Source organism: Ancylobacter sp. Lp-2 (genome assembly GCF_020523795.1).
In the GTDB taxonomy this organism is placed as follows: domain Bacteria; phylum Pseudomonadota; class Alphaproteobacteria; order Rhizobiales; family Xanthobacteraceae; genus Ancylobacter.
Genome location: NZ_JAJALI010000005.1, coordinates 246,120 through 269,063, shown reverse-complemented (window position 1 = coordinate 269,063; position 22,944 = coordinate 246,120). Strand labels below are relative to the sequence as shown.

At 68.3% G+C, this 22,944-nt stretch carries 20 protein-coding genes; 9 read left to right on the top strand and 11 right to left on the bottom strand.

The window, feature by feature from the left end; translation table 11 throughout:
* Positions 1-32: 32 nt before the first annotated feature.
* Positions 33-611 (top strand): low affinity iron permease family protein, encoded by a 579-nt coding sequence (locus LGR54_RS14740; RefSeq protein ID WP_230362749.1) that lies wholly within the window; start codon positions 33-35, stop codon positions 609-611.
* A gap of 39 nt (positions 612-650) precedes the next feature.
* Here the strand turns inward: LGR54_RS14740 and LGR54_RS14735 are convergent, their stop codons facing one another.
* From LGR54_RS14735 to LGR54_RS14725, 3 genes are all read right to left on the bottom strand, one after another.
* A complete protein-coding gene (locus tag LGR54_RS14735) occupies positions 651-953 on the bottom strand; it encodes a hypothetical protein (RefSeq protein WP_230362748.1) in 303 nt (100 codons plus the stop codon).
* Between the two features lie 427 nt (positions 954-1,380).
* Positions 1,381-2,301, bottom strand: a complete 921-nt coding sequence (locus LGR54_RS14730) for a universal stress protein (protein ID WP_230362747.1) — start codon at positions 2,299-2,301, stop codon at positions 1,381-1,383.
* A gap of 3 nt (positions 2,302-2,304) precedes the next feature.
* A complete protein-coding gene (locus LGR54_RS14725; RefSeq protein WP_230362746.1) occupies positions 2,305-5,040 on the bottom strand; it encodes an HAD-IC family P-type ATPase in 2,736 nt (911 codons plus the stop codon).
* A 362-nt stretch (positions 5,041-5,402) separates the two neighbouring features.
* Here LGR54_RS14725 and LGR54_RS14720 point away from each other — a divergent pair, with 362 nt between their 5' ends.
* On the top strand, positions 5,403-7,142 hold the full coding sequence (locus LGR54_RS14720) for an ABC transporter ATP-binding protein (RefSeq protein ID WP_230362745.1): 1,740 nt from the start codon (positions 5,403-5,405) through the stop codon (positions 7,140-7,142).
* A 94-nt stretch (positions 7,143-7,236) separates the two neighbouring features.
* Here the strand turns inward: LGR54_RS14720 and LGR54_RS14715 are convergent, their stop codons facing one another.
* The 4 genes from LGR54_RS14715 to LGR54_RS14700 form a co-directional block, all read right to left on the bottom strand.
* Positions 7,237-8,010 carry a DUF2076 domain-containing protein gene (locus LGR54_RS14715; RefSeq protein ID WP_230362744.1) on the bottom strand — a complete coding sequence of 258 codons (774 nt, stop codon included), beginning with the start codon at positions 8,008-8,010 and terminating at the stop codon, positions 7,237-7,239.
* Positions 8,011-8,153: 143 nt separating this feature from the next.
* The gene (locus LGR54_RS14710; protein ID WP_230362743.1) at positions 8,154-8,876 is read right to left on the bottom strand and encodes a Bax inhibitor-1/YccA family protein; all 723 of its coding nucleotides are present in this window, start codon (positions 8,874-8,876) and stop codon (positions 8,154-8,156) included.
* Between the two features lie 35 nt (positions 8,877-8,911).
* Positions 8,912-9,700, bottom strand: coding sequence for an anti-sigma factor (locus LGR54_RS14705; RefSeq protein WP_230362742.1), 789 nt, complete (start codon positions 9,698-9,700; stop codon positions 8,912-8,914).
* Positions 9,684-10,241, bottom strand: coding sequence for a sigma-70 family RNA polymerase sigma factor (locus LGR54_RS14700; protein WP_230362741.1), 558 nt, complete (start codon positions 10,239-10,241; stop codon positions 9,684-9,686). The genes LGR54_RS14705 and LGR54_RS14700 overlap by 17 nt, the downstream gene beginning before the upstream one ends.
* Positions 10,242-10,593: 352 nt before the next feature.
* On the opposite strand from LGR54_RS14700, the gene LGR54_RS14695 reads away from it, so the two are divergent.
* Positions 10,594-11,916, top strand: coding sequence for a UDP-glucose/GDP-mannose dehydrogenase family protein (locus tag LGR54_RS14695; protein ID WP_230362740.1), 1,323 nt, complete (start codon positions 10,594-10,596; stop codon positions 11,914-11,916).
* A 3-nt stretch (positions 11,917-11,919) separates the two neighbouring features.
* Complete coding sequence (locus tag LGR54_RS14690) at positions 11,920-12,939, top strand: NAD-dependent epimerase/dehydratase family protein (protein WP_230362739.1); 1,020 nt, start codon at positions 11,920-11,922, stop codon at positions 12,937-12,939.
* A gap of 125 nt (positions 12,940-13,064) precedes the next feature.
* Here the strand turns inward: LGR54_RS14690 and rfbA are convergent, their stop codons facing one another.
* The 4 genes from rfbA to LGR54_RS14670 all read right to left on the bottom strand — a co-directional run bounded on the left by rfbA (position 13,065) and on the right by LGR54_RS14670 (position 17,264).
* Positions 13,065-13,946 (bottom strand): glucose-1-phosphate thymidylyltransferase RfbA, encoded by an 882-nt coding sequence (rfbA, locus tag LGR54_RS14685; protein ID WP_230362738.1) that lies wholly within the window; start codon positions 13,944-13,946, stop codon positions 13,065-13,067.
* Positions 13,947-14,028: 82 nt separating this feature from the next.
* Positions 14,029-14,922: a dTDP-4-dehydrorhamnose reductase gene (gene rfbD / locus LGR54_RS14680; protein ID WP_230362737.1), complete on the bottom strand. Its 894-nt coding sequence runs from the start codon at positions 14,920-14,922 to the stop codon at positions 14,029-14,031.
* 126 nt (positions 14,923-15,048) lie between these two features.
* Entirely contained in the window at positions 15,049-15,654 is a 606-nt protein-coding gene (gene rfbC / locus LGR54_RS14675) for a dTDP-4-dehydrorhamnose 3,5-epimerase (protein WP_230362736.1), read from the bottom strand.
* Between the two features lie 110 nt (positions 15,655-15,764).
* The gene (locus LGR54_RS14670; RefSeq protein WP_230362735.1) at positions 15,765-17,264 is read right to left on the bottom strand and encodes a phosphomannomutase/phosphoglucomutase; all 1,500 of its coding nucleotides are present in this window, start codon (positions 17,262-17,264) and stop codon (positions 15,765-15,767) included.
* Positions 17,265-17,500: 236 nt separating this feature from the next.
* Between LGR54_RS14670 and LGR54_RS14665 the strand changes: the two genes are divergently transcribed.
* The 5 genes from LGR54_RS14665 to LGR54_RS14645 all read left to right on the top strand — a co-directional run bounded on the left by LGR54_RS14665 (position 17,501) and on the right by LGR54_RS14645 (position 22,933).
* The gene (locus LGR54_RS14665) at positions 17,501-18,343 is read left to right on the top strand and encodes an ABC transporter permease (RefSeq protein ID WP_230362734.1); all 843 of its coding nucleotides are present in this window, start codon (positions 17,501-17,503) and stop codon (positions 18,341-18,343) included.
* Positions 18,344-18,470: 127 nt separating this feature from the next.
* Positions 18,471-19,475, top strand: coding sequence for an ABC transporter substrate-binding protein (locus tag LGR54_RS14660; RefSeq protein ID WP_230362733.1), 1,005 nt, complete (start codon positions 18,471-18,473; stop codon positions 19,473-19,475).
* 11 nt (positions 19,476-19,486) lie between these two features.
* Positions 19,487-20,320, top strand: coding sequence for an ABC transporter ATP-binding protein (locus tag LGR54_RS14655; protein ID WP_230362732.1), 834 nt, complete (start codon positions 19,487-19,489; stop codon positions 20,318-20,320).
* 22 nt (positions 20,321-20,342) lie between these two features.
* The gene (locus LGR54_RS14650) at positions 20,343-21,746 is read left to right on the top strand and encodes an enolase (RefSeq protein WP_230362731.1); all 1,404 of its coding nucleotides are present in this window, start codon (positions 20,343-20,345) and stop codon (positions 21,744-21,746) included.
* The gene (locus tag LGR54_RS14645; protein WP_230362730.1) at positions 21,743-22,933 is read left to right on the top strand and encodes a Gfo/Idh/MocA family protein; all 1,191 of its coding nucleotides are present in this window, start codon (positions 21,743-21,745) and stop codon (positions 22,931-22,933) included. Before LGR54_RS14650 ends, LGR54_RS14645 begins: the two co-directional genes overlap by 4 nt.
* The last annotated feature ends 11 nt before the right edge of the window (positions 22,934-22,944 follow it).

The window sequence follows — 22,944 nt, the reverse complement described above, 5'->3', positions numbered from 1 at the left end:
CGCTCGCCGCCGATGCCGGAGGCCAGCCGTCCATGCTTGCGAAAATGTCGGCCGTTTCTCACCCCAAAGCGCCTGAACCAACCAGGTCCGGGCTGGACAAGCCCAAGCGCTCGGCCTTCACCCGCTTCGCCCAGAAGGTCGCGCACTGGACCGGCCAGCCGGCGACCTTCATCGTCGCGGTGGGGATCATCGTGCTGTGGGCCGTGACCGGGCCGTTCGTCGGCTTCAACGACACCTGGCAGCTGATCATCAACACATCGACCACGATCATCACGTTCCTGATGGTGTTCGTGATCCAGAACAGCCAGAACCGCGACACCACGGCGCTGCATATCAAGCTCGACGAGCTGATTTCCCGCCTCGAGGGGCCGCGTGAGAAGCTGATGGACCTCGAGGAACTGGACGAGGAGGAGCTGGAGCGCATCCGGGCCGAATTCGAGCAGCGGGCCTGTCGCAGCCGCGCGGCGAAGGATGAGGGCAGCGCCGCTGCCGGGGGAGACACAGCGGGCAAGGACGCGACGGAAAAGGAAGTGGTTCGCAAATCGCCGGGGCGGCGGAAGGTGGCGGCGAAGCCGGCAGGCGCCGCCCGGATCCCGGGCCGGCAGGCCTGATGCCCGCCGGCCGCGATGGCGTGGTTCGAGCGCCGAGACTCAGGCGAGGAAGCGCGAGCGCGGCTCGGTGCGCTCCAGCGCCGGAGTACGCGTGGTCAGCGGCGAGAAGCGCCAGCCGATCAGTTCGCAGGTGACGAGCCGGCCCTGGTCGTCGCGGACCTCCACCGGCTTCAGCTTGCCCTCCCGCTTCATTTCCAGCGCCCGGTCGACGGCATCGGGAATCGTGGAAAACCGCAGGCGCTTCATCGGTTGCAACGGGTCGTCGGCATAGGAGCCGGTGAAATACAGCGTGTAGGGGGTCGGAAGGTGGGGGGTGGGAGTGTTCGGGGGTACGGTCGACATATCGGCGATCCTCCTTGCATGCTCGCCTGTCCCGCGACGGGCGATATCGCCGCTTCGTGCGTCCTGTAGGCCTTGAATCGCCCGCATACCGACAACCCGCGATCGTCGAGATGCGGGGTGATCGGAGACGAGCAAGAAGTGATTCGGCCCGCGAGGATCGGCGCGAAGCTCTATTAAGGACGCGAAAAGAAACCAGATTGCGCGGCGCGTCAATCGACAAATTAGCGAGGAGGGGCGGAACCTTTTGCCGGCGGCAGTTTTGGGCTGCCCATATTACCACTGCGCAAACATTGTTTTGATTTATTGGGAATACAGCCTGTCATAATTCTGAAACGATTACATTTCGACTTGCTGCAACTGCGAAGGCGCCGTCGGTAACATCAGGACGGCGTTGGGTTTCCAGCCCCGCCGCAGCACGGAAGGCCGATCAGGCGTCGGCCTCCGGCGCGGGCCCCTTCGGCACCACGAGAATGTCGCACGGCACCTCGGCGAGGATGGAGGTGTCGGTGCTGCCGGCGAGCAGCCGATGCAGGAAGCCCTTCTCGCCGCTGCCGATCACCACGAGGTCGATGTCGCGCGCCTCGACATGCGCGGTGAGCACCGCCGGGGCGCTGCCGGGCTCCAGCACCACCTCCAGCCGGTCGCGGGTCAGCGGGGTGGTGGCGAGGAAGGCGTCGGCCTCCTTCGCCGCCACCGCGCGGTATTCCTCCTCATAGGTGGCGCGGTCGGCGGTCATGCCGGCGAAGGGCGGGTCATAGGCGTGCAGCAGCGCCAGCCGCGAGGTGGGAAACCAGGCGGCGGCGGTGACGAGCGGCGCCGCCGAGCCGTCGCTGAAGTCGCTGGCGACCACGACGCGCAGATAGGCGCCGCGCGGCCGGTCGCGCACGATCAGCAGCGGCAGGCGGGCCTCGTGCACCAGGGCGGCGACGCTGCGGCCGAGGGTGCGCCGGCCGAGCAGCTCGTCGCGGGCGACGCCGGTGACGACGAGCCCGGCGTCGCGGGCGCGCGCCACGCCGCTCACCACCACCTCGCATTCGCCCGTGGCCACCAGCACCTCGATGCCGTCGCTGGCCTCGCCGAGCCGGCGCCGCACTCGCAGGGCGTCGAGGCCGGGCAGGGCGGAGCCCTCGGGGTCGGTCGGCAGCGCGCCGGAGGTCCAGTGGCCGGTGTCGGCCGGCTCGATGGCATGCACGGCGATGAGCTGCGCCCGCCACTGCTCGGCAAGCTGCCGGGCGCGGTCGAGCGCCCGGTCGCAGCGCGGGCTGAGATCGGTGGCAAGCACCAATCGGCTCGGCGTCGCGGTGGCGGTGGCTTCGGGCGTCGTCGGCTGTTGCAATGTGGGCGTCATGGCTCAGATTTTCTCGGCGGCGAAGAGTCCAAGCCGGCGCAACACCAGCTTCTCGATTTCCAGCACGATCATCAATGCCACGCCGACCCCGACGATCAGGATGCCGTCGGGCAGGCTCACCGGACGCGTGGCGAAGATTTCCTGCAGCAGCGGCAGATAGGTGAAGGCGAACTGCGCCACCACCACGGCGGCGAGCGCGGCGATCACCGCCCTCGTGCCGACCACGCCGACGAGGGTCAGCGAGCTGCCGCGAATGTAGCGTACGTTGAACAGGTAGAAGATTTCCATCACCACGATGGCGTTGACCACGATGGTGCGTGCCATTTCGACATCGTCGCCGCGCGCCAGCGACCATTCGAACAGCCCGAGCACCGCGACGAGGAACAGCAGCGACACGAAGACGATCCGCCACAGCATGAAGGGCGAGAGCAGCCCGGCGCCCGGCGGGCGTGGCGGGCGCTTCATGATGCCCGGCTCGGTCGGCTCGAAGGCCAGCGCCAGCCCGAGCGTCGCCGACAGCACGAGGTTGATCCACAGGATCTGCGCCGGCGACATCGGCATGGTCAGCCCGGCGAGAATGGCGACGATGACGCACAATACCTCGCCGCCATTGGTCGGCAGCGTCCAGGCGATCATCTTGCGGATGTTGTCGTAGACCGTGCGGCCCTCGCGCACCGCCGCGACGATGGAGGCGAAATTGTCGTCGACCAGCACGATCTCGGCGGCCTGCTTGGCGGCCTCCGTGCCCTTGCGGCCCATGGCGATGCCGACATCGGCCTGCCGCAGCGAGGGGGCGTCGTTCACCCCGTCGCCGGTCATCGCCACCACGGCGCCGGTCGATTGCAGCGCGCGCACGATGCGCAGCTTGTTCTCCGGGCTGGTGCGGGCGAACACCGAGGTGCGCCGGGCGATGCCGACCAGTTCCTCGTCATCCGCCGCGTCGACCTCGGCGCCGGTGACTGCCAGCGGGTTCTCGGCGATGCCGAGCTGGCGGGCGATCGCCGCCGCGGTGGCGGCGTGGTCGCCGGTGATCATCTTCACGCCGATGCCGGCGGTGCGGCACTCCGCGATGGCGGCGACCGCCTCCGGGCGCGGCGGGTCGATGAAGCCGACGAGGCCGAGGAAGTCGAAACCCTCCCGCACATCGTCGAAGGAGAGCCGCTCCGGCAGCTGCGCCACGCGCTTGGCCGCGAAGCCGAGCACGCGCTCGCCATGTCCCGCCGCCGCCTCGACATGCGCCCCCCACCGCGCCGGATCGGCGCTACACAGCGGCAGCAGTGCCTCCGGCGCGCCCTTGACGAAGATCGCCGTCTCGCCGCCCGGTCCCTCATGCGCGGTCGCCATGAAGCGGTAGGCGGCGTCGAAGGGGATCTCGTCGCGCCGCACCCAGGCGCCGCGCTCGGCGGCCGGGTCCAGCCCGGCCTTCACCGCCAGCGCCACCAGCGCGCCTTCCATCGGATCGCCCTCGACGCTCCAGTGCCCGGCCTCGTGCCGCAGCTGCGCGTCGTTGCACAGCAGGCCGGCGCGCACCAGCGGCAGCGCCGCCGAAACCGCATCCTCGGCTGCATCCGTGCCCGTCGCCCAGCCGATGGCGCCTTCCGGCCGGTAGCCGCCGCCCTCCACCTCGATCTCGCCCGAGGGTACGAACAGCCGGCGGGCGGTCATCTCGTTGCGGGTGAGGGTGCCGGTCTTGTCGGAGCAGATCACCGAGGTCGCGCCCAGCGTCTCCACCGCCGGCAACAGGCGGATCACCGCGTTGCGCGCCGCCATGCGACGCACACCGATGGCCAGCGTGATGGTGATCACCGCCGGCAGCCCCTCCGGCACCACGCCGACCGCCAGCGCCACCACGGCGATCAGCGCATCTGCCCAGTCATAGTTGCGGAAGGCGACGGCGAAGACGAACAGCAGCGCCGCGCCGCCGAACGCCACCCAGGTGAAGCGCCGCGCGAAGCCGTCGATCTGCCGCAGCAGCGGCGTCGCCATCGGCTCGACCTCGGCCATCAGCGTGCCGATGCGGCCGATCTCGGTGTGGGTGCCGGTGGCCACCACCACGGCGGCGCCTTGTCCGGCCGCCACGGTGGTGCCGGAGAACGCCATGGAATGACGATCGCCCAGCGACGCGGCCTCCGGCGCCACGCCCTCATGCTTCTCGGCGGCGACGGATTCGCCGGTGAGCGCCGATTCGTCGATGCGCATGCCACGGGCGCGCATCAGCCGGGCATCGGCGGGCACGCGGTCGCCGGCCTCGATGACGATGACGTCGCCGGGCACCAGCTCATGCGCGCCGATGCTGGTGCGCTGCCCGTCGCGGATGACGTTGGCATGCGGGGAGATCATCTCGCGGATGGCGCGCAGCGCCTCCTCCGCCTTGCCTTCCTGCACATAGCCGATGATGGCGTTGGCCAGCACCACCGCCAGGATCACCCCGGCGTCGATGCCATGGCCGATCAGCGAGGCCGCTAGCGCGCCGGCCAGCAGGAAATAGATCAGCATGTTGTTGAACTGCGCCAGGAAGCGCAGCAGCGGGTGCCGGCGCGGCGGCTCGGGCAGGCGGTTGGGGCCGTGGCGGGCGAGGCGGGCGCTCGCCTCGGCGGCGGTGAGGCCGTCGGCGGTGACGTCGAGATGGCGGGCGACCTCGGCATGCGGCAGCGCGTGCCAGAAGCGCTCGACGGTTCCTGGGGCCGGCCCGACCGCCGGAGGCGCCACGGCGCGCTCCGGCAGGGTCGCGTTCGCCATCCGGTCCCCCGCCCCGTGTGCCGCCATGCCCCGTGCCCCCTTTCCGCTGCTCCATTCGTCCGGCCGTCGGGCCAGACTACCTCCGCAACGGCAGGCGACAAGCTACCCCATGGAGCGATGGACCCCCGGCGGGTTTTTGCGTATGGGGAATGACAATCGCGTCAGGGCGGCGATGGAGCCGTCCCGCCGACATCCCCTTGCAGGATCGGTCCGGCCTTGAAAAAGAGAAGCCGTGCGTCGCGGCGGCGGGCCAGGCGGCGGGTCAGGCGTCAGGCCCGTTGCCGGGCACTGTGACGGGCCAAATGGCGATCCGGCGGGGGCATATGACGACCCATGCGTCGGCGGCGTCGCCGGAGTGAGTGATGATCAAGGCCTTTTTTTCCTATTACCGCCCGTATTTGCATCTCTTCATCCTCGATTTCGGCTGTGCCGTGCTCTCGGGCGTGCTGGAACTCGGCTTTCCCATCGCGATGAAGCTGTTCGTCGACCGGCTGCTGCCGGGCGGCGACCTGCAGCTCGTCGTGCTGGCGGCGGTGGGGCTGCTGGCGATCTACGCCGTCAATAGCGGGCTGATGGCGATCGTCACCTATTGGGGGCACGTGCTCGGCATCAACATCGAGACCGAGATGCGCGCCCGCGCCTTCGAGCATCTGCAGAAGCTGTCCTTCCGCTTCTTCGACAATGTGAAGACCGGCCACCTGCTCGCCCGTGTCACCAAGGACCTCGAGGAGATCGGCGAGATCGCCCATCACGGGCCGGAGGACATGTTCATCGCGGTGATGACCTTCATCGGCGCCTTCCTGCTGATGCTCTGGGTGCATCCGCCGCTCGCCTTCCTCACCGCGCTGATCGTGCCGGTCACCGTGTTCCTGGTGGCGCGCTATGGCGGCCGCATGACCAAGAACTGGCAGGCGCAGTTCGGCCGCGTCGGGGCGTTCAACGTGCGGCTGGAGGAGAACATCGGCGGCATCCGCGTGGTGCAGGCCTTCGCCAACGAGGCGCATGAGCGCGACCTCTTCGCGCTCGACAACGCCAACTACCGCGCTACCAAGCTCGATGCCTACCGCGTCATGGCGGTGGGGCAGGCGCTGAACTACATGGCGATGCGCCTCGTCCAACTCGCCGTCATGCTGGCCGGCGCCTGGTATGTGGTGCAGGGCGAATTGTCGATCGGCGGCTTCGTCGGCTTCCTCCTGCTGGTCGGGGTGTTCTACCGCCCGCTCGACAAGATCGCCGCGGTGATGGAGACCTATCCCAAGGGGATCGCCGGCTTCCGCCGCTATCAGGAACTGCTGGCGACCGCGCCCGACATCGCCGACCGGCCGGGCGCGGTCGAGGTTGGGTCGCTCCGCGGCGACATCCGCTTCGAGAAGGTCAGCTTCGGCTACACCGCGGACCGGCCGGTGCTCTCCGGCATCGATCTGTCGGTGCGCGCCGGCGAGACCGTGGCCTTTGTCGGCCCGTCCGGCGCCGGCAAGACCACGCTTTTGTCGCTGGTGCCGCGCTTCTACGAGCCGACCGGCGGGCGCATCGCCATCGACGGCATCGACATCGCCGACATGACGCTGACCTCGCTCCGGCGCAATATCGGCATCGTGCAGCAGGACATCTTCCTGTTCGGCGGCACCATGCGCGAGAACATCGCCTATGGAAGGCTCGACGCCTCGGAGGCGGAGATCGCCGAGGCAGCGCGGCGCGCCCGGCTCGACGGGCTGCTCGCCAGCCTGCCGGAGGGGCTCGACACCGTGGTCGGCGAGCGCGGGGTGAAGCTGTCGGGCGGGCAGAAGCAGCGCCTCGCCATCGCCCGCATCTTCCTCAAGAACCCGCCGATCCTGATCCTCGACGAGGCGACCTCGGCGCTGGACACCCAGACCGAGCGGGAGATCCAGCTGTCGCTCGACGAGCTGTCGCAGGGGCGCACCACGCTGGTCATCGCCCACCGCCTCGCCACCATCCGCCATGCCGACCGCATCGTGGTGGTCACGCCCGAGGGCATCGCCGAGGACGGCCCGCATGACGAACTCGTCCAGCATGACGGCCTCTATCGCCGGCTGCACCTCGCGCAGACGCAGGGCATGGGAATGGACGAGGTGGCGCCCTGAGCGGGGCACCACAAAAAAAGAGGGCCGGCGCGAGCCGGCCCAGTGAGGGAACGTTGGTCTTGAGCAACCAACGCCGGGGGAAATGGGCGCGCGACTAGATCTCGTCGCTGCCGCCGAAGAAGTCGTCGAAGAAGCCGCCGCCATCGGAGGCGCCGAGATCGTCGGCCGGGCTCGGATCGTCGGCCGGGGCGTTGTCCGCCGCCGAATTGTCCGCCGCTGACGTGTCGGCCGCCGGGGTTTCTGCCGGCGGGGTGGCCGGCGCCGCATGCGCCTCGTTGCCGCCGAACATGCCGGCGATGGCGTTGCCGAGCAGCACGCCGCCGGCGACGCCCATCGCGGTCTGCGCCGCGCCGGCCAGGAAGCCGCCGCCGCCGAAGCCGCCGCGTCCCATCGCGCCGGGCGCCATGCCCTGCGGAGGTATGCCCTGCTGCCCCATACCCTGCTGCCCGCCCCAGGGCGAGCCGGCCGGTGCCTGCGGTGCGCCATAGGGCTGGGAGCCGTAGGGCGGCTGCTGCGTGTTCGCCGGGCTGCGCGGCACCGAGGGCACCGAGCCGCCGCGCGGGGCGGGGGCCTGCGAGGAGCCGAATAGTCCGCCGAGGAAGCCGCCGCCGGAGGCCGGACGGGAGGCCTGCGCCTCCTCCAGCTCGGCATTGCGCTGCTCCAGCTCGGCGATGCGGCTCTGCGCCTGTTGCATCGCGTAGTCCTGCATCACGATGGTCTGCGCCATGTAGTAGGGCGCACCCGGCTGGCGGGCGATCTCCTGCCCGATGAAGCCTTCCGCGCCGGCGTCGCGCGGCGCCGCGTTGCGCTCCACCTCGGCGAGGCGGGCGAACAATCCCTGGATGGTCTGGCGATCCTGCTCGTTCATCTCTCATCTCCTCGTCCGAGTGGCGCGAGCATGCCCGTGGCGGAGCGCGATGGCTTTCCCGCCCGAACGATGCCCGGCCTCCCGAAGCTAGATCACGTTCTTGTCGATCCGGTGTTCGGCGCGAACGGACCCGGCCGTGACGATCACTCGCGCTCGCCGGTGAGGTTGAGCAGCAGCTGGAAGATGTTGACGAAGTTCAGGTAGAGCGAGAACGCGCCGAACACCGCCAGCTTCTGCTGCGATTCCGCGTCGAAATTGTCGGCGTACTGCTCCTTGATCGACTGGGTGTCCCAGGCGGTCAGGCCGACGAACACCAGGATGCCGACCACCGAGACGATGAACTGCAGCATGGTCGAGCCGAGGAAGATGTTGACCAGGCTGGCGATCACCACGCCGATCAGGCCCATGATCAGGAACGAGCCGAACTGCGACAGGTCGCGCTTGGTCGTGTAGCCGTACAGGCTCGTCGCGCCGAACATGGTGGCGGCGATGAAGAAGGTGCGGGCGATCGAGGTGCCGGTGAACACCAGGAAGATCGAGGCCATCGACAGGCCCATCACGCCGCAGAACGCCCAGAACATGGTCTGCGCGCCTGAGGCCGACATCGTCTGCATGCGGAACGAGAAAAACAGCACGAAGGCGAGCGGAGCCAGCATCACCACCCATTTCAGCGGGGTGGAGAAGATCGGCACATAGAGCGCCGGCGTGGTGCCGACGATGAAGGCCACAGTGCCGGTCAGCACGAGGCCGAGCGCCATGTAGTTATAGATGCGCAGCATGTGGCGGCGCAGGCCCTCGTCATAGACAGCCTGGTCGACGCTGCGGGCGCTGGCGCCCCATTGGAAGCCGGAATTCGGCGGGTTCATCTGCTTTCTCCTTGAAGAAGCGGTATCTCGAAAACTCAGTAGAGCGACCGGGCCAGCCGGGATGCGACCTGGTCGAGCTGCCTGGCGTCGGTCTCGGCCACCAGCGCATAGGCGACCTCGCCGACCTGCCAGTAGGCGGCGTTGAACGTGTCCTTCATCGCCACCGTCGCCGGCACCACGTCGAAGCTGCCCGGCCGTACCGCGAACAGCGACGCCTTGCCGAGGCCTTCCGCCTCCAGCGCCAGCTCGACGCTGGGCCCGAAGCTGGAGGGGAACACCTGCACGTCGGTCACCGACCAGCCCTTGGGCAGCTCCGGCATGACGATGGCGGTGGCGGCGCGGATGTCGGCCGGGTCATAGGCGCCCGAGCCGGCCTGCGAGGGCATCGCGGCGCGCAGATGCGCGGTGCGATGCGCCATCACGGCGGCATCGACATAGGCGGGGGCGAGATCGGAGGCCACCACCTCGCTGACCCCGAGCGGGCCGAGGCGGGCATGGGCGAACCAGCCGGCGCCGACCAGCAGCGCCACCGCCGCCGCGACTCGCAGCTGCCGCCACACCCGCACCCGGCCGAGCGCCCGCTCCAGCCGGCGCGCCGCCTCGACGGTGGCGACCCGGGCCGGGGCGTTCATCACCGAGCGCGGCGTGTCGGCGAGGGCGAGCCGCAGCTCGTCGCGGATGCGCAGATCGGCCATCACCCGCGAGGCGGCTTCCGGCCGTTCGCTGAGATAGGCCTCGACATCGATGCGCCGGGCGACGTCGAGCTGGTCGTCGACATAGGCGGAGAGGTCGTCGTCGGACACGGGATCAACGGGACGGTTCATCCGAGCCTCCTACGATCTTGAGCTGCGGGCGGGTCGCCACCCCACCGTCCTCGATGGCGCGCAGGGCGCCGCGGGCGCGGGACAGGCGCGACATCAGCGTGCCCTGGGGAATGCCCAGCGCCGCGGCGGCCTCCGCATAGCCGAGGCCTTCTATCGCCACGAGATGCAGCGCGGCGCGCTGCTCCTCGGGCAGGCCCATGAAGGCGTCGCGGATCTGTGCGAGCCGCATATGGTGTTCCTGTGCCGGCTCGCCGGACACCGGGGCGATCTCGGCGAGGCGGCGCTCGCGCTCCGCCTCGGCGCGACGGGCACGCCGGCGGTCGACGAACACATTGTGCAGGACGGCGAACAGCCAGCCGCGCAATCCCTGCGCGGCGTCGCCGCGTTCCGGGTCGAAGCCGGCGCGATTCTCATAGGCGCGCAGCAGCGCGTCCTGCACCAGGTCTTCGGCGTCGGCCTCGTCGCGCGTCAGCGCCCGCGCATAGCGCCGGAGCGCCGCGAGCTGGCCGAGCACGTCGAAGGTCGAGCTTTTCCGCATCATGATCAATATACGGAGTCGTTGCTGCGGTTATTCCACCCCGAATGCACGAAATTTGCGCGACCGGCCGCCCGGCACCGGCGAGGCCGGCGCACGCCGGTAGCGAGCCGGCGTCTCGGATGGTCATTCGCCTGTAATCTTAACTGGATAGCGGGTTTGGATGCCGCCCGCCGGTCCGAAGGCCCCGACAGGGTGTCCCGCCTGCCGATGTTTGACGGGCGTGGGACTGTTACGGTATTCCAGACGTGTCGAGGATACGGAATTTTTTGGTTGAGCCATTGTATTCCGGCCGAGAACATTTGTTCGGAATTTGCAGAGATTTGGTTGCCATAAACAGCCCACAGGAACTGGATTTATGAAGATTGCAGTAGTCGGATCGGGTTATGTTGGTTTGGTTTCCGGCGCGTGTTTCGCCGATTTCGGTCACCAGGTCGTCTGTATCGACAAGGACCCCAAGCGCATCGAGGCGCTGAAGCAGAATATCATCCCGATTTACGAGCCCGGGCTCGATGATCTGGTGTCCTCCAATGTGAAGCAGAACCGGCTCTCCTTCACCACTTCGCTGCCCGAGGGCATCGAGGGCGCCGAGGCGATCTTCATCGCGGTCGGCACGCCGTCCCGTCGTGGCGACGGCCACGCCGATCTGCAATATGTCTATGCGGTCGCCCGCGAGATCGCCCAGGCGGTGAAGGGCTTCGCGGTGGTGGTCGACAAGTCGACCGTGCCGGTGGGCACCGCCGACGAGGTGGCGCGCATCATCCGCGAGACCAACCCGGACGCCGACGTCGCCGTCGCCTCGAACCCGGAATTCCTGCGCGAAGGCGCGGCGATCTCCGACTTCAAGAAGCCGGACCGCATCGTGGTCGGCATCAATGACGAGCGCGCCCGCGCGGTGATGACCGAGGTCTACCGCCCGCTCTATCTCAACGCCTCGCCGCTGCTGTTCACCGACACCCGCACCGCCGAGCTGATCAAATACGCCGCCAACGCCTTCCTGGCGATGAAGATCACCTTCATCAACGAAGTCGCCGACCTCTGCGAGAAGGTCGGCGCCGACGTGCAGCAGGTGTCGCGCGGCATCGGCATGGACGGGCGCATCGGCTCGAAGTTCCTGCATGCCGGTCCCGGCTATGGCGGCTCCTGCTTCCCGAAGGACACGCTCGCCCTCGTCAAGATCGCCCAGGACAATGACAGCCCGATCCGGCTGATCGAGACCACGGTGGCGGTCAACGACCAGCGCAAGCGCTCCATGGCCCGCAAGGTCGAGAAGGCGGTCGGTGGCAGCCTGCGCGGCAAGACGGTGGCGGTGCTCGGCCTCACCTTCAAGCCCAACACCGACGACATGCGCGAGGCGCCCGCCATTTCCATCGTGCAGGCGCTGCTCGATGCCGGCGCGGTGGTCAAGGCCTACGACCCGGTGGGCACCGAGCAGGCCAAGCTGGTCATGCCGTCGGGCATCACCTATTGCGCGGATCCCTACGAAGCGTCCGAGGGCGCGTCCAGCATCGTCATCGTGACGGAGTGGGACCAGTTCCGCGCGCTTGATTTCGGGCGGCTCAAGAGTATTGTCGCCGAGCCGATCCTGGTGGATCTGCGCAACGTGTACAACCCGGAAGAAATCACCCGGCACGGCTTCCAGTACAGCTCCATCGGCCGGCCGGGCTCGGAAGCCATCTGATACATGCGCATACTGATGACGGGTTCCGCCGGGTTCGTGGGGTTCCACCTCGCCCGGCGGCTGATCGACGAAGGTCATACCGTCATCGGTTTCGATGCCATGACCGACTACTATGACAGGCGTCTCAAGGACGCCCGTCATGCCATTCTCGGCAAGTCGAACCGCTTCACGCCGGTCGTCGCCCGCCTCGAGGACATGGATGCCCTCGACCGGGCGGCCGATCTGGCGGCGCCAGACATCATCATCCACCTCGCCGCCCAGGCCGGGGTGCGCTATTCGATCGAGGCGCCGCGCGCCTATGTCGAATCCAACCTCGTCGGCTCGTTCAACGTGCTCGAGGTCGCGCGGCGGACGCGGCCGTCGCATTTCCTGCTCGCCTCGACCAGTTCGGTCTATGGCGACAATTTCGACGTGCCGTTCCCCGAGGTCGCCTCGACCGACGCGCCGCTCAGCCTCTATGCCGCGACCAAGAAGGGCATGGAGGTGATGTCGCATTCCTATGCGCATCTGTGGAACCTGCCCACCACCTGCTTCCGCTTCTTCACCGGCTACGGCCCGTGGGGGCGGCCGGACATGGCGCTGTTCAAGTTCGTCCGCGCCATCGAGCGCGGCGAGCCGATCGAGATCTACGGCCGGGGCGCGATGCGCCGCGACTTCACCTATATCGACGACCTGGTGGAAGCGGTGATGCGGCTGATGGATCGCCCGCCGGTGGTCGGCGAGCCGGTGCATGTGCCGGACGCCGTCGACACGCTGTCGGCGGTGGCGCCGTGGCGGGTGGTGAACATCGCCGGCGGCACGCCGGTGGAGCTGTTGAATTTCGTCGAGGAGATCGAGCGCGCGGTCGGCAAGCCGGCGCGCAAGAAGTTCCTGCCCATGCAGCCGGGCGACGTCACCGAGACCTTCGCCGATCACCGGCTGCTGCAGGCGATCACCGGCTACCGGCCCTCGACGCCGCTCAACGAGGGCATTGCCGCCTTCGTCAGCTGGTTCCGCACCTACTACACCGAGGCGACCGTCTAGAGCACTTCCGGTGAACTCCGGTTCACCGGAAGTGCTCTAGGGCCTTGTTTGGACACGTTTTCTTCACGCGAACCGGATTCCGCTTCGCTCGAAAACGCTCTGGGACGGTCGCGCCGGCGCCGGTCTCAGCCGTTGCGGGCGGCTTCCTGCAGCACCCGGCGCAGATAGCCGCCATAGGAGCTCTTGCCGATCCGCGTGGCGAGCCGCTCCAGCTGCGCCACGTCGATCAGGCCGCGGCGGAAGGCGATCTCCTCCGGCGAGGCGATCTTGAAGCCCTGCCGCTTTTCCAGCGTGCGCACGAACTCGCCGGCCTCGAGCAGGCTGTCCGGCGTGCCGGTGTCGAGCCAGGCATAGCCGCGGCCCATCTTGGAGACGCGCAGGTCGCCGCGCTCGAGATAGGCGCGGTTGACGTCGGTGATCTCCAGTTCGCCGCGCGCCGAGGGCTTCAGCCCGGCGGCGATCTCCACCACCGAGGCGTCGTAGTAATAGAGCCCGGTCACCGCCCAGTTCGACTTCGGCTCCTCCGGCTTCTCCTCGATGGAGAGGGCGTTGAAATTCCTGTCGAATTCGACGACGCCGTACCGCTCCGGGTCCACCACGTGGTAGGCGAACACGGTGGCGCCGTGGGAGAACTCGCTGGCCGAGGTCAAAAGGCGCGGCAAAGCGTGGCCGTAGAAGATGTTGTCGCCGAGGATCAGCCAGGACGGCTGGCCGTCGATGAAGTCGGCGCCGATCACATAGGCCTGGGCGAGGCCGTCCGGCGAGGGCTGCACGGCATAGCTGATCTTGATGCCCCATTGCGTGCCGTCGCCGAGCAGGCGCTGGAACAGCGGGGTGTCGCTGGGCGTCGAGATGACGAGGATGTCGCGGCAGCCGGCGAGCAGCAGCGTCGATAGCGGGTAGTAAATCATCGGCTTGTCGTAGACCGGCATCAGCTGCTTGCTGACGACCAGCGTCATCGGATGCAGCCGCGTGCCGGAGCCGCCTGCCAGAATGATGCCCTTCATGCCGTCCTCTATCCTCCCGCGTCACCGCCGCGTGGCCTCGGCCTCGCGGACGGCGCGCTCCGCCCCATTCTTCGTTCGCCGCTCAGCGGCCCGCCGTGCTTCCGGCGAGAGCCGGAACGATTTCCGCGACCCTGCTGCGCCACTCCTGCGCGCGATAGCCGAAATCCTGCGCGAAGGCACCGGAATCGAGCTGCGAATTGGCCGGTCGCCGCGCCGGCGTCGGATAGTCGGCGGTGCCGATGGCCACGACGCGCGGATGTCGCCCGGTCAGCGGCGCGGCGGCGCTCACGATGGCGTCGGCGAAGCCGTGCCAGCTCGTCGTGCCGGTGCCGGCGAAATGATAGGTGCCCCATGGGGCGGTTCCGGCCGCCACGCGGGCGGTGACGGTAAGGATCGCCTCGGCGAGGTCGCGCGTCGCGGTCGGGTTGCCGGTCTGGTCGGCGACCACGCGCAGCTCGTCGCGCTCGGCGGCGAGCCGCAGCATGGTCTTGAGGAAGTTGTTGCCGTGCCGGCCATAGACCCAGGCGGTGCGCAGGATGATGTGGCGCTCGGCGGCCCGGCGGATCGCCTCCTCGCCCTCCAGCTTGGTGCGACCGTAGACGCCGAGCGGCGCCACCGGGTCGCTTTCCACATAGGCGCCGGTCTTGGTGCCGTCGAACACATAGTCGGTGGAGAGGTGCAGTAGCGGGATGCCGGCTTCTTCCGCCGCGGCGGCGAGCGCCGCCGGGCCCGCGGCATTGTCGCGCCGGGCGGCCTCCGGCTCGGTTTCCGCCTTGTCGACCTTGGTGTAGGCGGCGGCATTGACCAGCAGCGAGGCCGGGCCCGTCGCCAGCAGGCGCCGCAGCGCGTCGGCGTCGGCGATGTCGACGGCGCTGCGCTCGAAGCCCCGCGCGGCGATGCCCCGCGTCGCGGCGAGGTCCAGCAACTCGCGCCCGACCTGGCCGCCGGCGCCGAAGACGAAGATGGGGTCGGTCATGTCGCGTGTCCTGACGGCTGGCGAATCCGGGCGATCCGCCAGCTGCCATGCCTGCTACAGGATGCGGCCGGTGTCGAGGCCCGTATCGAGGCCTCGGGCACGGCGGTGAGGCCGCGCCCGCATGGCTCAGAGCGGCAGGAGGGGCTGGCCGTCATAGGCGAAGGGGCTGTCGAACGCGCTCAGCTGGGGCAGAACCCGGTCCTTGTCCGACAGGATCGCCTCGGCCCCCGGCGGCAGCGGCCAGTCGATGCCGATCTCCGGATCGTTCCAGGCGATGCCGCCGTCGCATTGCGGGGCGTAGATGTCCGACACCTTGTAGGCGACCTCGACATCCGGCTCCAGCGTCAGGAAGCCGTGGGCGAAACCCTCGGGAATGAACAGCTGCTCGCCGCCTTCCGCCGTCAGGCGGGTGGCGATGTAGTGACCATAGGTCGGCGAGCCCCGGCGCACGTCGACCGCATAGTCCATCACCGAGCCGCGCAGGCAGCGCACCAGCTTGGCCTGCGCATGCGGCGGCCGCTGGAAATGCAGGCCGCGTATCGTGCCGGCCTGTGCCGAATAGGACTGGTTGTCCTGCACGAAGCGCACGGTGATGCCTGCTGCTGCTGCTGCCGCTTCCGAATAGGTCTCGGTAAACCAGCCGCGAGCATCCCCGAAGCGGCGCGGCTTCAGCAGCGTGACGACATTGATACGTTGTGGCGGCGAGCGTCGCGCCGCCGATTCCGATGACATGCTTTCGTAGTCCGTCTCAAAGGCTCCCAATCTTCATCCATAGCATTTTGGCGACAGTGAGGGGAGCCGAAGATGATCCGACTTTGCAGCCTTTTTACCGCCTTTGTCGATCAAATGGACTGGTTGTAGGCCCCGACTTCCGGGTGGCTGCGCAGCACGTCGTCGACGAGCCGGAACATGTCCCGCATGCGGGCCTCGGAGACCGGACTCTCAACGACGACGACGAGTTCCGGCTTGTTGGAGGAGGCGCGCACCAGCCCCCAGGAGCCGTCCTCGACGGTGACGCGCACGCCGTTCACGGTGACGAGATCACGGATCTTCTGGCCGTCGATCGTGTCGCCGTGCGCGGCCATCGCCTCGAAATGCCGCACCACCGCGTCGACGACGCCGTATTTCGTCTCGTCGGCGCAGTGCGGCGACATGGTCAGCGAGGACCAGGTCTTCGGCAGCGCGTCCTTCAGTTCGGCGAGCGTGCGGCCGGGATTGCGGTCGAGCATGTCGAGAATGGCGATCGCCGAGACGAGGCCGTCATCGTAGCCGCGCCCGATCGGCGCGTTGAAGAAATAGTGGCCGGACTTCTCGAAGCCGGCGAGGGCGCCGCTCTGGCTCACCGGCCGCTTCATGTAGGAATGGCCGGTCTTCCAGTAGTCGGCCTTGGCGCCGTTGGCGACCAGCACCGGATCGGTGAGGAACAGGCCGGTGGACTTCACGTCGACCACGAAGGTGGCGCCGGGATGCAGCGTCGAGAGGTCGCGCGCCAGCAGCACCCCGACCTTGTCGGCGAAGATCTCCTCGCCGTGATTGTCGACGACGCCGCAGCGGTCGCCGTCGCCGTCGAAGCCGAGCCCGACATCGGCGCCCGACGCCAGCACCGCGTCGCGCATGGCGTGCAGCATGTCGAGGTCTTCCGGGTTCGGGTTGTAGTTCGGGAAGGTGTAGTCGAGCGCGCAGTCGAGCGGCACCACCTCAACGCCGAGCGCCTCCAGGATGCGCGGGGCGAAGGCGCCGGCGGTGCCGTTGCCGCAGGCGACCACCGCCTTGATACGGTTCCTGAAGCGCGGCCGGTCGGTAAGGTCCTTGCTGTAGGCCTCCGGGAAATCCGGCACGTAACGGTAGCCGCCGCCGTCGCGCCCGCGCCCGGCGCCGTCGAGCACGATCCGCTTCAGCCGGCCCATCTCGTCCGGGCCGAAGGTCAGCGGGCGGTCGACGCCCATCTTCACCCCGGTCCAGCCATTGTCGTTATGCGAGGCGGTGACCATGGCGACGCAGGGCACGTCGAGCGCGAACTGGGCGAAATAGGCCATGGGTGACAGAGCGAGGCCGATATCGTGCACCCGCACGCCGGCCGCCATCAGCCCGTTGGCGAGCGCCTGCTTGATCGAGGCGGAGTAGGCGCGGAAATCGTGGCCGACGACGATGTCCGGCGTGACGCCGAGCTCGTGGATCAGCGTGCCCAGCCCGAGGCCGAGCGCCTGCACGCCCATCAGGTTGATCTCGCTGCCGAACAGCCAGCGCGCGTCATATTCGCGAAAGCCGGTCGGCTTCACCAGCGGCTGCGTCTCATAGGCAAGGCTGTTGGGCGCAAGCGCCGGCTGGGGCGGGGGAAACATCGCGGATCCTGCGATCACGGGTTCTTGCACGGGCTCTGGCGTCGGCGGCACGCAAGGCGGCGATAAGACCGGCCGCGCCGCTGCCCGTCAATGCGCCGCGCGCCGCCGGCGGGAGCGCCCGGTCGGCATGTTGCACGCAAGGCGGTTGACATCGGCGGCGATCGATTATGTAATTCAACGGTTGGTTACTTAAGGCGACGCAGAGCGCCGAAGGATAACGATCAGGGAGATACGCCATGCCGTCGTCCTCGCGAGGTGAGGGCTCCGCGCGCGCATCCATTGGCGCGCGGTTCATCAATTCCCGCCTGCTCAATTCGCCCTGGGTGCGGCCGCTGGCGCTGCTGGCACTGATCATCGTCGGCTGGGACCTGGCGGTGCGGCTGTTCCACATCCCCGCCTATCTGATCCCGACGCCGTGGGACGTGATCCAGGCCTTCCGCACCGAAGGCGCGATGCTGCTGCGCGAGGCGGTGCCGACCACCATCGCCACGGTGTCCGGCTTCCTGCTCTCGGCGCTGATCGGCATTCCGCTCGCCATGCTGATCGCCGGCTCGAAGACGGTGGAATCCTATCTCTACCCGCTGCTCGTCTTCTCGCAGTCGATCCCCAAGGTCGCCATCGCGCCGCTCTTCGTGGTGTGGTTCGGCTTCGGCATGATGCCGAAGGTGATCGCCGCCTTCCTGCTCGGGGTGTTCCCGGTCATCGTCGCCGGCGTGCAGGGCTTCAAGTCGGTCGAGGGCGACATGCACGACCTCGCCCGCGCCATGAAAGCGACGCGGCTGCAGACCTTCGCCATGATCGGCCTGCCGCACGCCATGCCGGCCATCTTCGCCGGGCTGAAGGTCTCGGTGACGCTGGCGGTGGTCGGTGCGGTGGTCGGCGAGTTCGTCGGCGCCAATTCCGGCATCGGCTACGTGCTGCAGCGCTCCATCGGCAATTTCGAGCTGCCGACCATGTTCGCGGCGCTCATCATCCTCGCGATGATCGGCGTGATCCTGTTCTGGATCGTCGATCTCGTCGAGCGTTTCATGCTGCCCTGGCATGCGAGCCAGCGGCACGAGGTCCTCGTGACCACCTGACGCCCCGCGTTCCGTGCGGGCGCGTTCCGCACGCCACTGATCCGAAACCTGATCCGCGAGCCGATGGGGACCAAGCCTTCGCAGAAGGGCGCCCCGTTCCGCGACACATCCAAGGGAGGACGTGCACATGGTGTTTCGTAACAGCCTGAAGGCCGCGCTCATCGCCGCGGCGGCGCTTGTCCCGCTCGCCTCGGCGCAGGCGGCCGACAAGGTGACGCTGATGCTGAACTGGTACGTGTATGGCGAGCACGCGCCGTTCTTCTATGGCAAGGCCAAGGGCTTCTACCAGGCCGAGGGCATCGACCTCGACATCCAGGAAGGCCGCGGCTCGGCGGTGACCATCCAGGCGGCGGCCGCCGGCACGGTGGACTTCGCCTATGCCGACGTGCCGACCATGATCCGCGCCGCCGTGAAGGGCGCTCCGGTCACCGCGGTCGGCGTCGCGCTGCAGACCAGCCCGATGTCGGTGATGGGCTTCACCGACAAGAACATCGCCAAGCCGGAGGACATCAAGGGCAAGACGGTCGCCACCACGCCGGGCGATTCCATGTCGCAGATCTGGCCGCTGTTCCTCAAGCGCGCCGGGCTGAAGGAGAGCGACTTCCGCACTGTTTCCGGCGACGCCACCACCAAGCTCAACGCGGTGATCAACGGCCAGGCCGACCTCTTGCTCGGCTATTCCATGGACCAGTCCATGAAGATCAAGGACGCCACCGGCAAGGACGTCCACCCGATCATGTTCGCCGATTACGGCATTCACCTCGTCTCGTCCGGCATCATCGTCAACAAGGAGTTCCTGGCGAAGAACCCGGATCTGGTCCGCCGCTTCATGGCGGCGACGACGAAGAGCTTCGAGGAGGCCGAGAAGAACCCCGAGGGCGCGGTCGACGCCGTGCTCGCCGCGCTGCCCAAGGCCGGCCAGCGGCCGACGCTGCTGGAGGGCTTCCAGCTCACCATCCCGCTCTACCGCACCGCCGAGACCAAGAACCGCCGGCCGTTCCAGGTCACCGACGCCAACATGAAGGATTCGGTCGGGCTGCTGGTCGAATATGGCGGTGTCGCCGCCTCGGCCAAGGACGATCCCAAGGCCTTCTACACCCGCGACTATCTCCCCGCCGATCCGAGCAACTGAGGAGCACGGGCATGTCGTCGACGTCCCTTCGCATCGTCGCCCGCGAGGAGGCTCCCCAAAAGGATGCGCTCTCGCGCCAGCGCCTCATCGAAATCCGCGGCCTGTCCAAGACCTACCGGACCCGCGACGGCGACGTGTCCTCCCTGCGGCCGATCGACCTCGACATCCACGACGGCGAGTTCGTCGCCGTCGTGGGCCCCTCCGGCTGCGGCAAGTCCACCCTGCTCAAGTTGGTGGCCGGCCTGATCCCGCCCTCGCAGGGCGAGATCGTCATCGACGGCAAGCGCGTCGTCGAGCCGCCTGATGATGTCGGTATCGTGTTCCAGAGCCCGGTGTTGCTCGCCTGGCGCTCGGTGCTGCGCAACATCATGCTCCCCGTCGAGGTGCGCGGGCTCGACCGCGCCAGCCATCTCGAACGGGCGAAGAAGCTCATTGCCACGGCGGGGCTGTCGGGGTTCGAGAACAAGTACCCCTGGCAGCTCTCCGGCGGCATGCAGCAGCGCGCCTCGATCTGCCGGGCCCTCGTTCATGATCCGAAGATCGTGCTGATGGACGAGCCGTTCGGCGCGCTCGACGCCATGACCCGCGAGCGCATGAACCTCGAATTGCAGCGCATCCATTTCGAAACCGGCAAGACCATCCTGCTCATCACCCATTCCATTCCCGAGGCAGTGTTCCTCGCCGACCGGGTGGTGGTGATGAGTGAGCGGCCCGGCTCGGTGGCTGCCATCTACGACGTCGACCTGCCGCGCCCGCGCCGGCTGGAGATGATGGGCGAGCCCGCCTTCGCCGCGCTGGCGCGGCAGATACGCGGCCATTTCTACGCCCAGGGTCAATTGGACTGAAACGGCCAGCTGGACGGAACCGATGGCACCCTGCTTCACCATAGCCCGTATCGACGCCTTCGAGCGGATGATGCCCTTCGCCCACCCGTTCCGCTTCGGCGCGGTGGCGGTGGAGGCGGCGCCGCAGGCCTTCGTCCGGGTGATCATCGATCTGCCCGGCATCGGGCGGGTCGAGGGCGTGGCGGCCGAGATGATGATGCCGAAATGGTTCGACAAGGACCCGGCCAAGTCGCCGGCCCGGACCATCGACGATCTGCGCGCCAGCCTCAAAGCCGCTGCCGCGACCTTCACCACGCGCGGCGACGCCGACACCGCCTTCGGCCACCACGCCGTCGCGCTGGCCCGCCAGGGCCGGTGGGCGGACGAGCGCGGCATTGCCCGCCTCGCCGGCAATTTCGGTGTGGCGCTGGTCGACAAGGCGGTGCTGGACGCGCTCTTGAAGGGCCTCGGCATCGGCCTCGCGGAGGCGCTGCGCCGCAACGAGCCCGGACTCGACGCCCGGCTGACCCCGGATCTCGATGCCGCCGAGATCGAGGATTTCCTCGCCGCCCTCGCGCCGGTGGATCGGGTCGCGCTGCGCCATACCGTCGGGCTCGCCGATGCCATCGAGGGCCCGGACAGCCTTGCCGAGACGATCGCCGCCACGCCGCTCGCCTTCTTCAAGATCAAGATCGGCGGCGACGTCATCGGCGATCTCGAACGGCTGCGCGCCATCGCCGCGCTGCTGGACGCACGGGTCCCGCTCTATCGCGCCAGCCTCGATGCCAACGAGCAATACGACCCGGCGCGCCTTGCCCTGCTCGCCGCGACGCTACGCGACGACCCGGCGCTGGCGCGGTTCCATAGCCGGCTCATCTATATTGAGCAGCCCTTCGACCGTCGCACCACCTTCCAGACGCCGCTCGACGCCGCTGCCATCGGCGTGCCCGTCATCATCGACGAGGCCGACGACAGCTACGACGCCTTCCCCCGCGCGGTGGCACGCGGCTATCGCGGCGTGTCGTCGAAGTGCTGCAAGGGCCTCTACAAGGCGGTGCTCAATGCCGTCCGCGTTGCCCGGCTGAAGGCGCGGAATGGTGAGGACTACCTCATCACCGGCGAGGATCTCACCTGTCAGGCGGGCCTCGGCGTGCAGCAGGACACCGCGCTGGTCGCCGCGCTCGGGCTGACCCATGTCGAGCGCAACGGACACCATTACGTCGCCGGCTTCGGCCCGGCGCCGGCTGCGGAGGCGCAGGCCTTCGCCCGCGCTTTCCGCGAGCTTTACGAGGCCGGGCCGGACGGCCTGCGCCTCGCCACAGGCACCGCAACCCTTCCCGCCGCCCGGCTTCTCGCCGGTCCCGGCTTCGCCAGCGGCGCCGCGCCCGATTGGGACGCGCTGGCGCCTCTCACCCCGACATCCGCCTCACAGGAGATCTTCGCATGAGCGCGCACCCCCGCCGCCTCGGCATCGTCATGAACGGCATCACCGGCCGCATGGGCATGAACCAGCACCTCATCCGCTCCGTGGTGGCGATCCGCGCGCAGGGCGGCGTGACCCTCTCCGACGGCTCGAAGGTGCAGCTCGACCCGATCCTCGTCGGCCGCAACGAAGAGAAGATCGCTGGGCTGGCCAAGCAGTACGGCATCGAGCGCTGGACCACCGACCTCGACGCCGCCTTGGCCGACCCGAACAACGAGATCTTCTTCGACGCCGCCACCACCCAGATGCGCCCGGCGCTCTTGGAGAAGGCGATCCGCGCCGGCAAGCACGTCTATTGCGAGAAGCCGATCGCCACCAACCTCCCGGAGGCGGTGCGCATCTGCAAGCTGGCCGAGGACGCCGGGGTGAAGAACGGCGCGGTGCAGGACAAGCTGTTCCTGCCCGGCCTGCAGAAGCTGCAATTCCTGCGCGACTCGGGCTTCTTCGGCCGCATCCTCTCGGTGCGCGGCGAGTTCGGCTACTGGGTGTTCGAGGGCGATTGGGGCCAGCCGGCGCAGCGCCCGTCGTGGAACTACCGCAATGAGGACGGCGGCGGCATGATCCTCGACATGGTCTGCCACTGGCGCTACGTGCTCGACAATTGCTTCGGCGAGGTGAAGTCGGTGTCCTGCCTCGGCACCACCCACATTCTGAGCCGTGTCGACGAGGCGGGCAAGCCCTATGAGGCGACCGCCGACGACGCCGCCTATGCCACCTTCGAGCTGGAAGGCGGCGCCATCGCCCATATCAACATGTCCTGGGCGACCCGCGTCTATCGCGACGATCTCGTCACCTTCCAGGTCGACGGCACCCATGGCTCGGCGGTGGCCGGCCTGTCGGATTGCGTGATGCAGCCGCGCACCGCCACGCCGCGCCCGGTGTGGAACCCCGACCAGAAGCAGACCATGGACTTCTACGCCGACTGGCAGAAGGTTCCGGACAACGTCGTCTACGATAACGGCTTCAAGGTGCAGTGGGAGATGTTCGTCCGCCACATCGTGGAGGACGCGCCCTACAAGTACACGCTGCGCGAGGGAGCCAAGGGCGTGCAGCTGGTCGAATGCGCGCTGCAGAGCTGGCGCGAGCGCCGCTGGATCGACGTGCCCAGCCTGGAAGAGTCCGAACACGCCGTGCTTCGGGCCGCCGAGTGAGCGGGCAGGGG

Excerpts from the sequence above, each read along its gene's own strand:
- LGR54_RS14740 (WP_230362749.1), top strand. The coding sequence starts at position 33 with ATGCTTGCGAAAATGTCGGCCGTTTCTCACCCCAAAGCGCCTGAACCA.
- LGR54_RS14735 (WP_230362748.1), bottom strand. The coding sequence starts at position 953 with ATGTCGACCGTACCCCCGAACACTCCCACCCCCCACCTTCCGACCCCC.
- LGR54_RS14730 (WP_230362747.1), bottom strand. The coding sequence starts at position 2,301 with ATGACGCCCACATTGCAACAGCCGACGACGCCCGAAGCCACCGCCACC.
- LGR54_RS14725 (WP_230362746.1), bottom strand. The coding sequence starts at position 5,040 with ATGGCGAACGCGACCCTGCCGGAGCGCGCCGTGGCGCCTCCGGCGGTC.
- LGR54_RS14720 (WP_230362745.1), top strand. The coding sequence starts at position 5,403 with ATGATCAAGGCCTTTTTTTCCTATTACCGCCCGTATTTGCATCTCTTC.
- LGR54_RS14715 (WP_230362744.1), bottom strand. The coding sequence starts at position 8,010 with ATGAACGAGCAGGATCGCCAGACCATCCAGGGATTGTTCGCCCGCCTC.
- LGR54_RS14710 (WP_230362743.1), bottom strand. The coding sequence starts at position 8,876 with ATGAACCCGCCGAATTCCGGCTTCCAATGGGGCGCCAGCGCCCGCAGC.
- LGR54_RS14705 (WP_230362742.1), bottom strand. The coding sequence starts at position 9,700 with ATGAACCGTCCCGTTGATCCCGTGTCCGACGACGACCTCTCCGCCTAT.
- LGR54_RS14700 (WP_230362741.1), bottom strand. The coding sequence starts at position 10,241 with ATGATGCGGAAAAGCTCGACCTTCGACGTGCTCGGCCAGCTCGCGGCG.
- LGR54_RS14695 (WP_230362740.1), top strand. The coding sequence starts at position 10,594 with ATGAAGATTGCAGTAGTCGGATCGGGTTATGTTGGTTTGGTTTCCGGC.
- LGR54_RS14690 (WP_230362739.1), top strand. The coding sequence starts at position 11,920 with ATGCGCATACTGATGACGGGTTCCGCCGGGTTCGTGGGGTTCCACCTC.
- rfbA (WP_230362738.1), bottom strand. The coding sequence starts at position 13,946 with ATGAAGGGCATCATTCTGGCAGGCGGCTCCGGCACGCGGCTGCATCCG.
- rfbD (WP_230362737.1), bottom strand. The coding sequence starts at position 14,922 with ATGACCGACCCCATCTTCGTCTTCGGCGCCGGCGGCCAGGTCGGGCGC.
- rfbC (WP_230362736.1), bottom strand. The coding sequence starts at position 15,654 with ATGTCATCGGAATCGGCGGCGCGACGCTCGCCGCCACAACGTATCAAT.
- LGR54_RS14670 (WP_230362735.1), bottom strand. The coding sequence starts at position 17,264 with ATGTTTCCCCCGCCCCAGCCGGCGCTTGCGCCCAACAGCCTTGCCTAT.
- LGR54_RS14665 (WP_230362734.1), top strand. The coding sequence starts at position 17,501 with ATGCCGTCGTCCTCGCGAGGTGAGGGCTCCGCGCGCGCATCCATTGGC.
- LGR54_RS14660 (WP_230362733.1), top strand. The coding sequence starts at position 18,471 with ATGGTGTTTCGTAACAGCCTGAAGGCCGCGCTCATCGCCGCGGCGGCG.
- LGR54_RS14655 (WP_230362732.1), top strand. The coding sequence starts at position 19,487 with ATGTCGTCGACGTCCCTTCGCATCGTCGCCCGCGAGGAGGCTCCCCAA.
- LGR54_RS14650 (WP_230362731.1), top strand. The coding sequence starts at position 20,343 with ATGGCACCCTGCTTCACCATAGCCCGTATCGACGCCTTCGAGCGGATG.
- LGR54_RS14645 (WP_230362730.1), top strand. The coding sequence starts at position 21,743 with ATGAGCGCGCACCCCCGCCGCCTCGGCATCGTCATGAACGGCATCACC.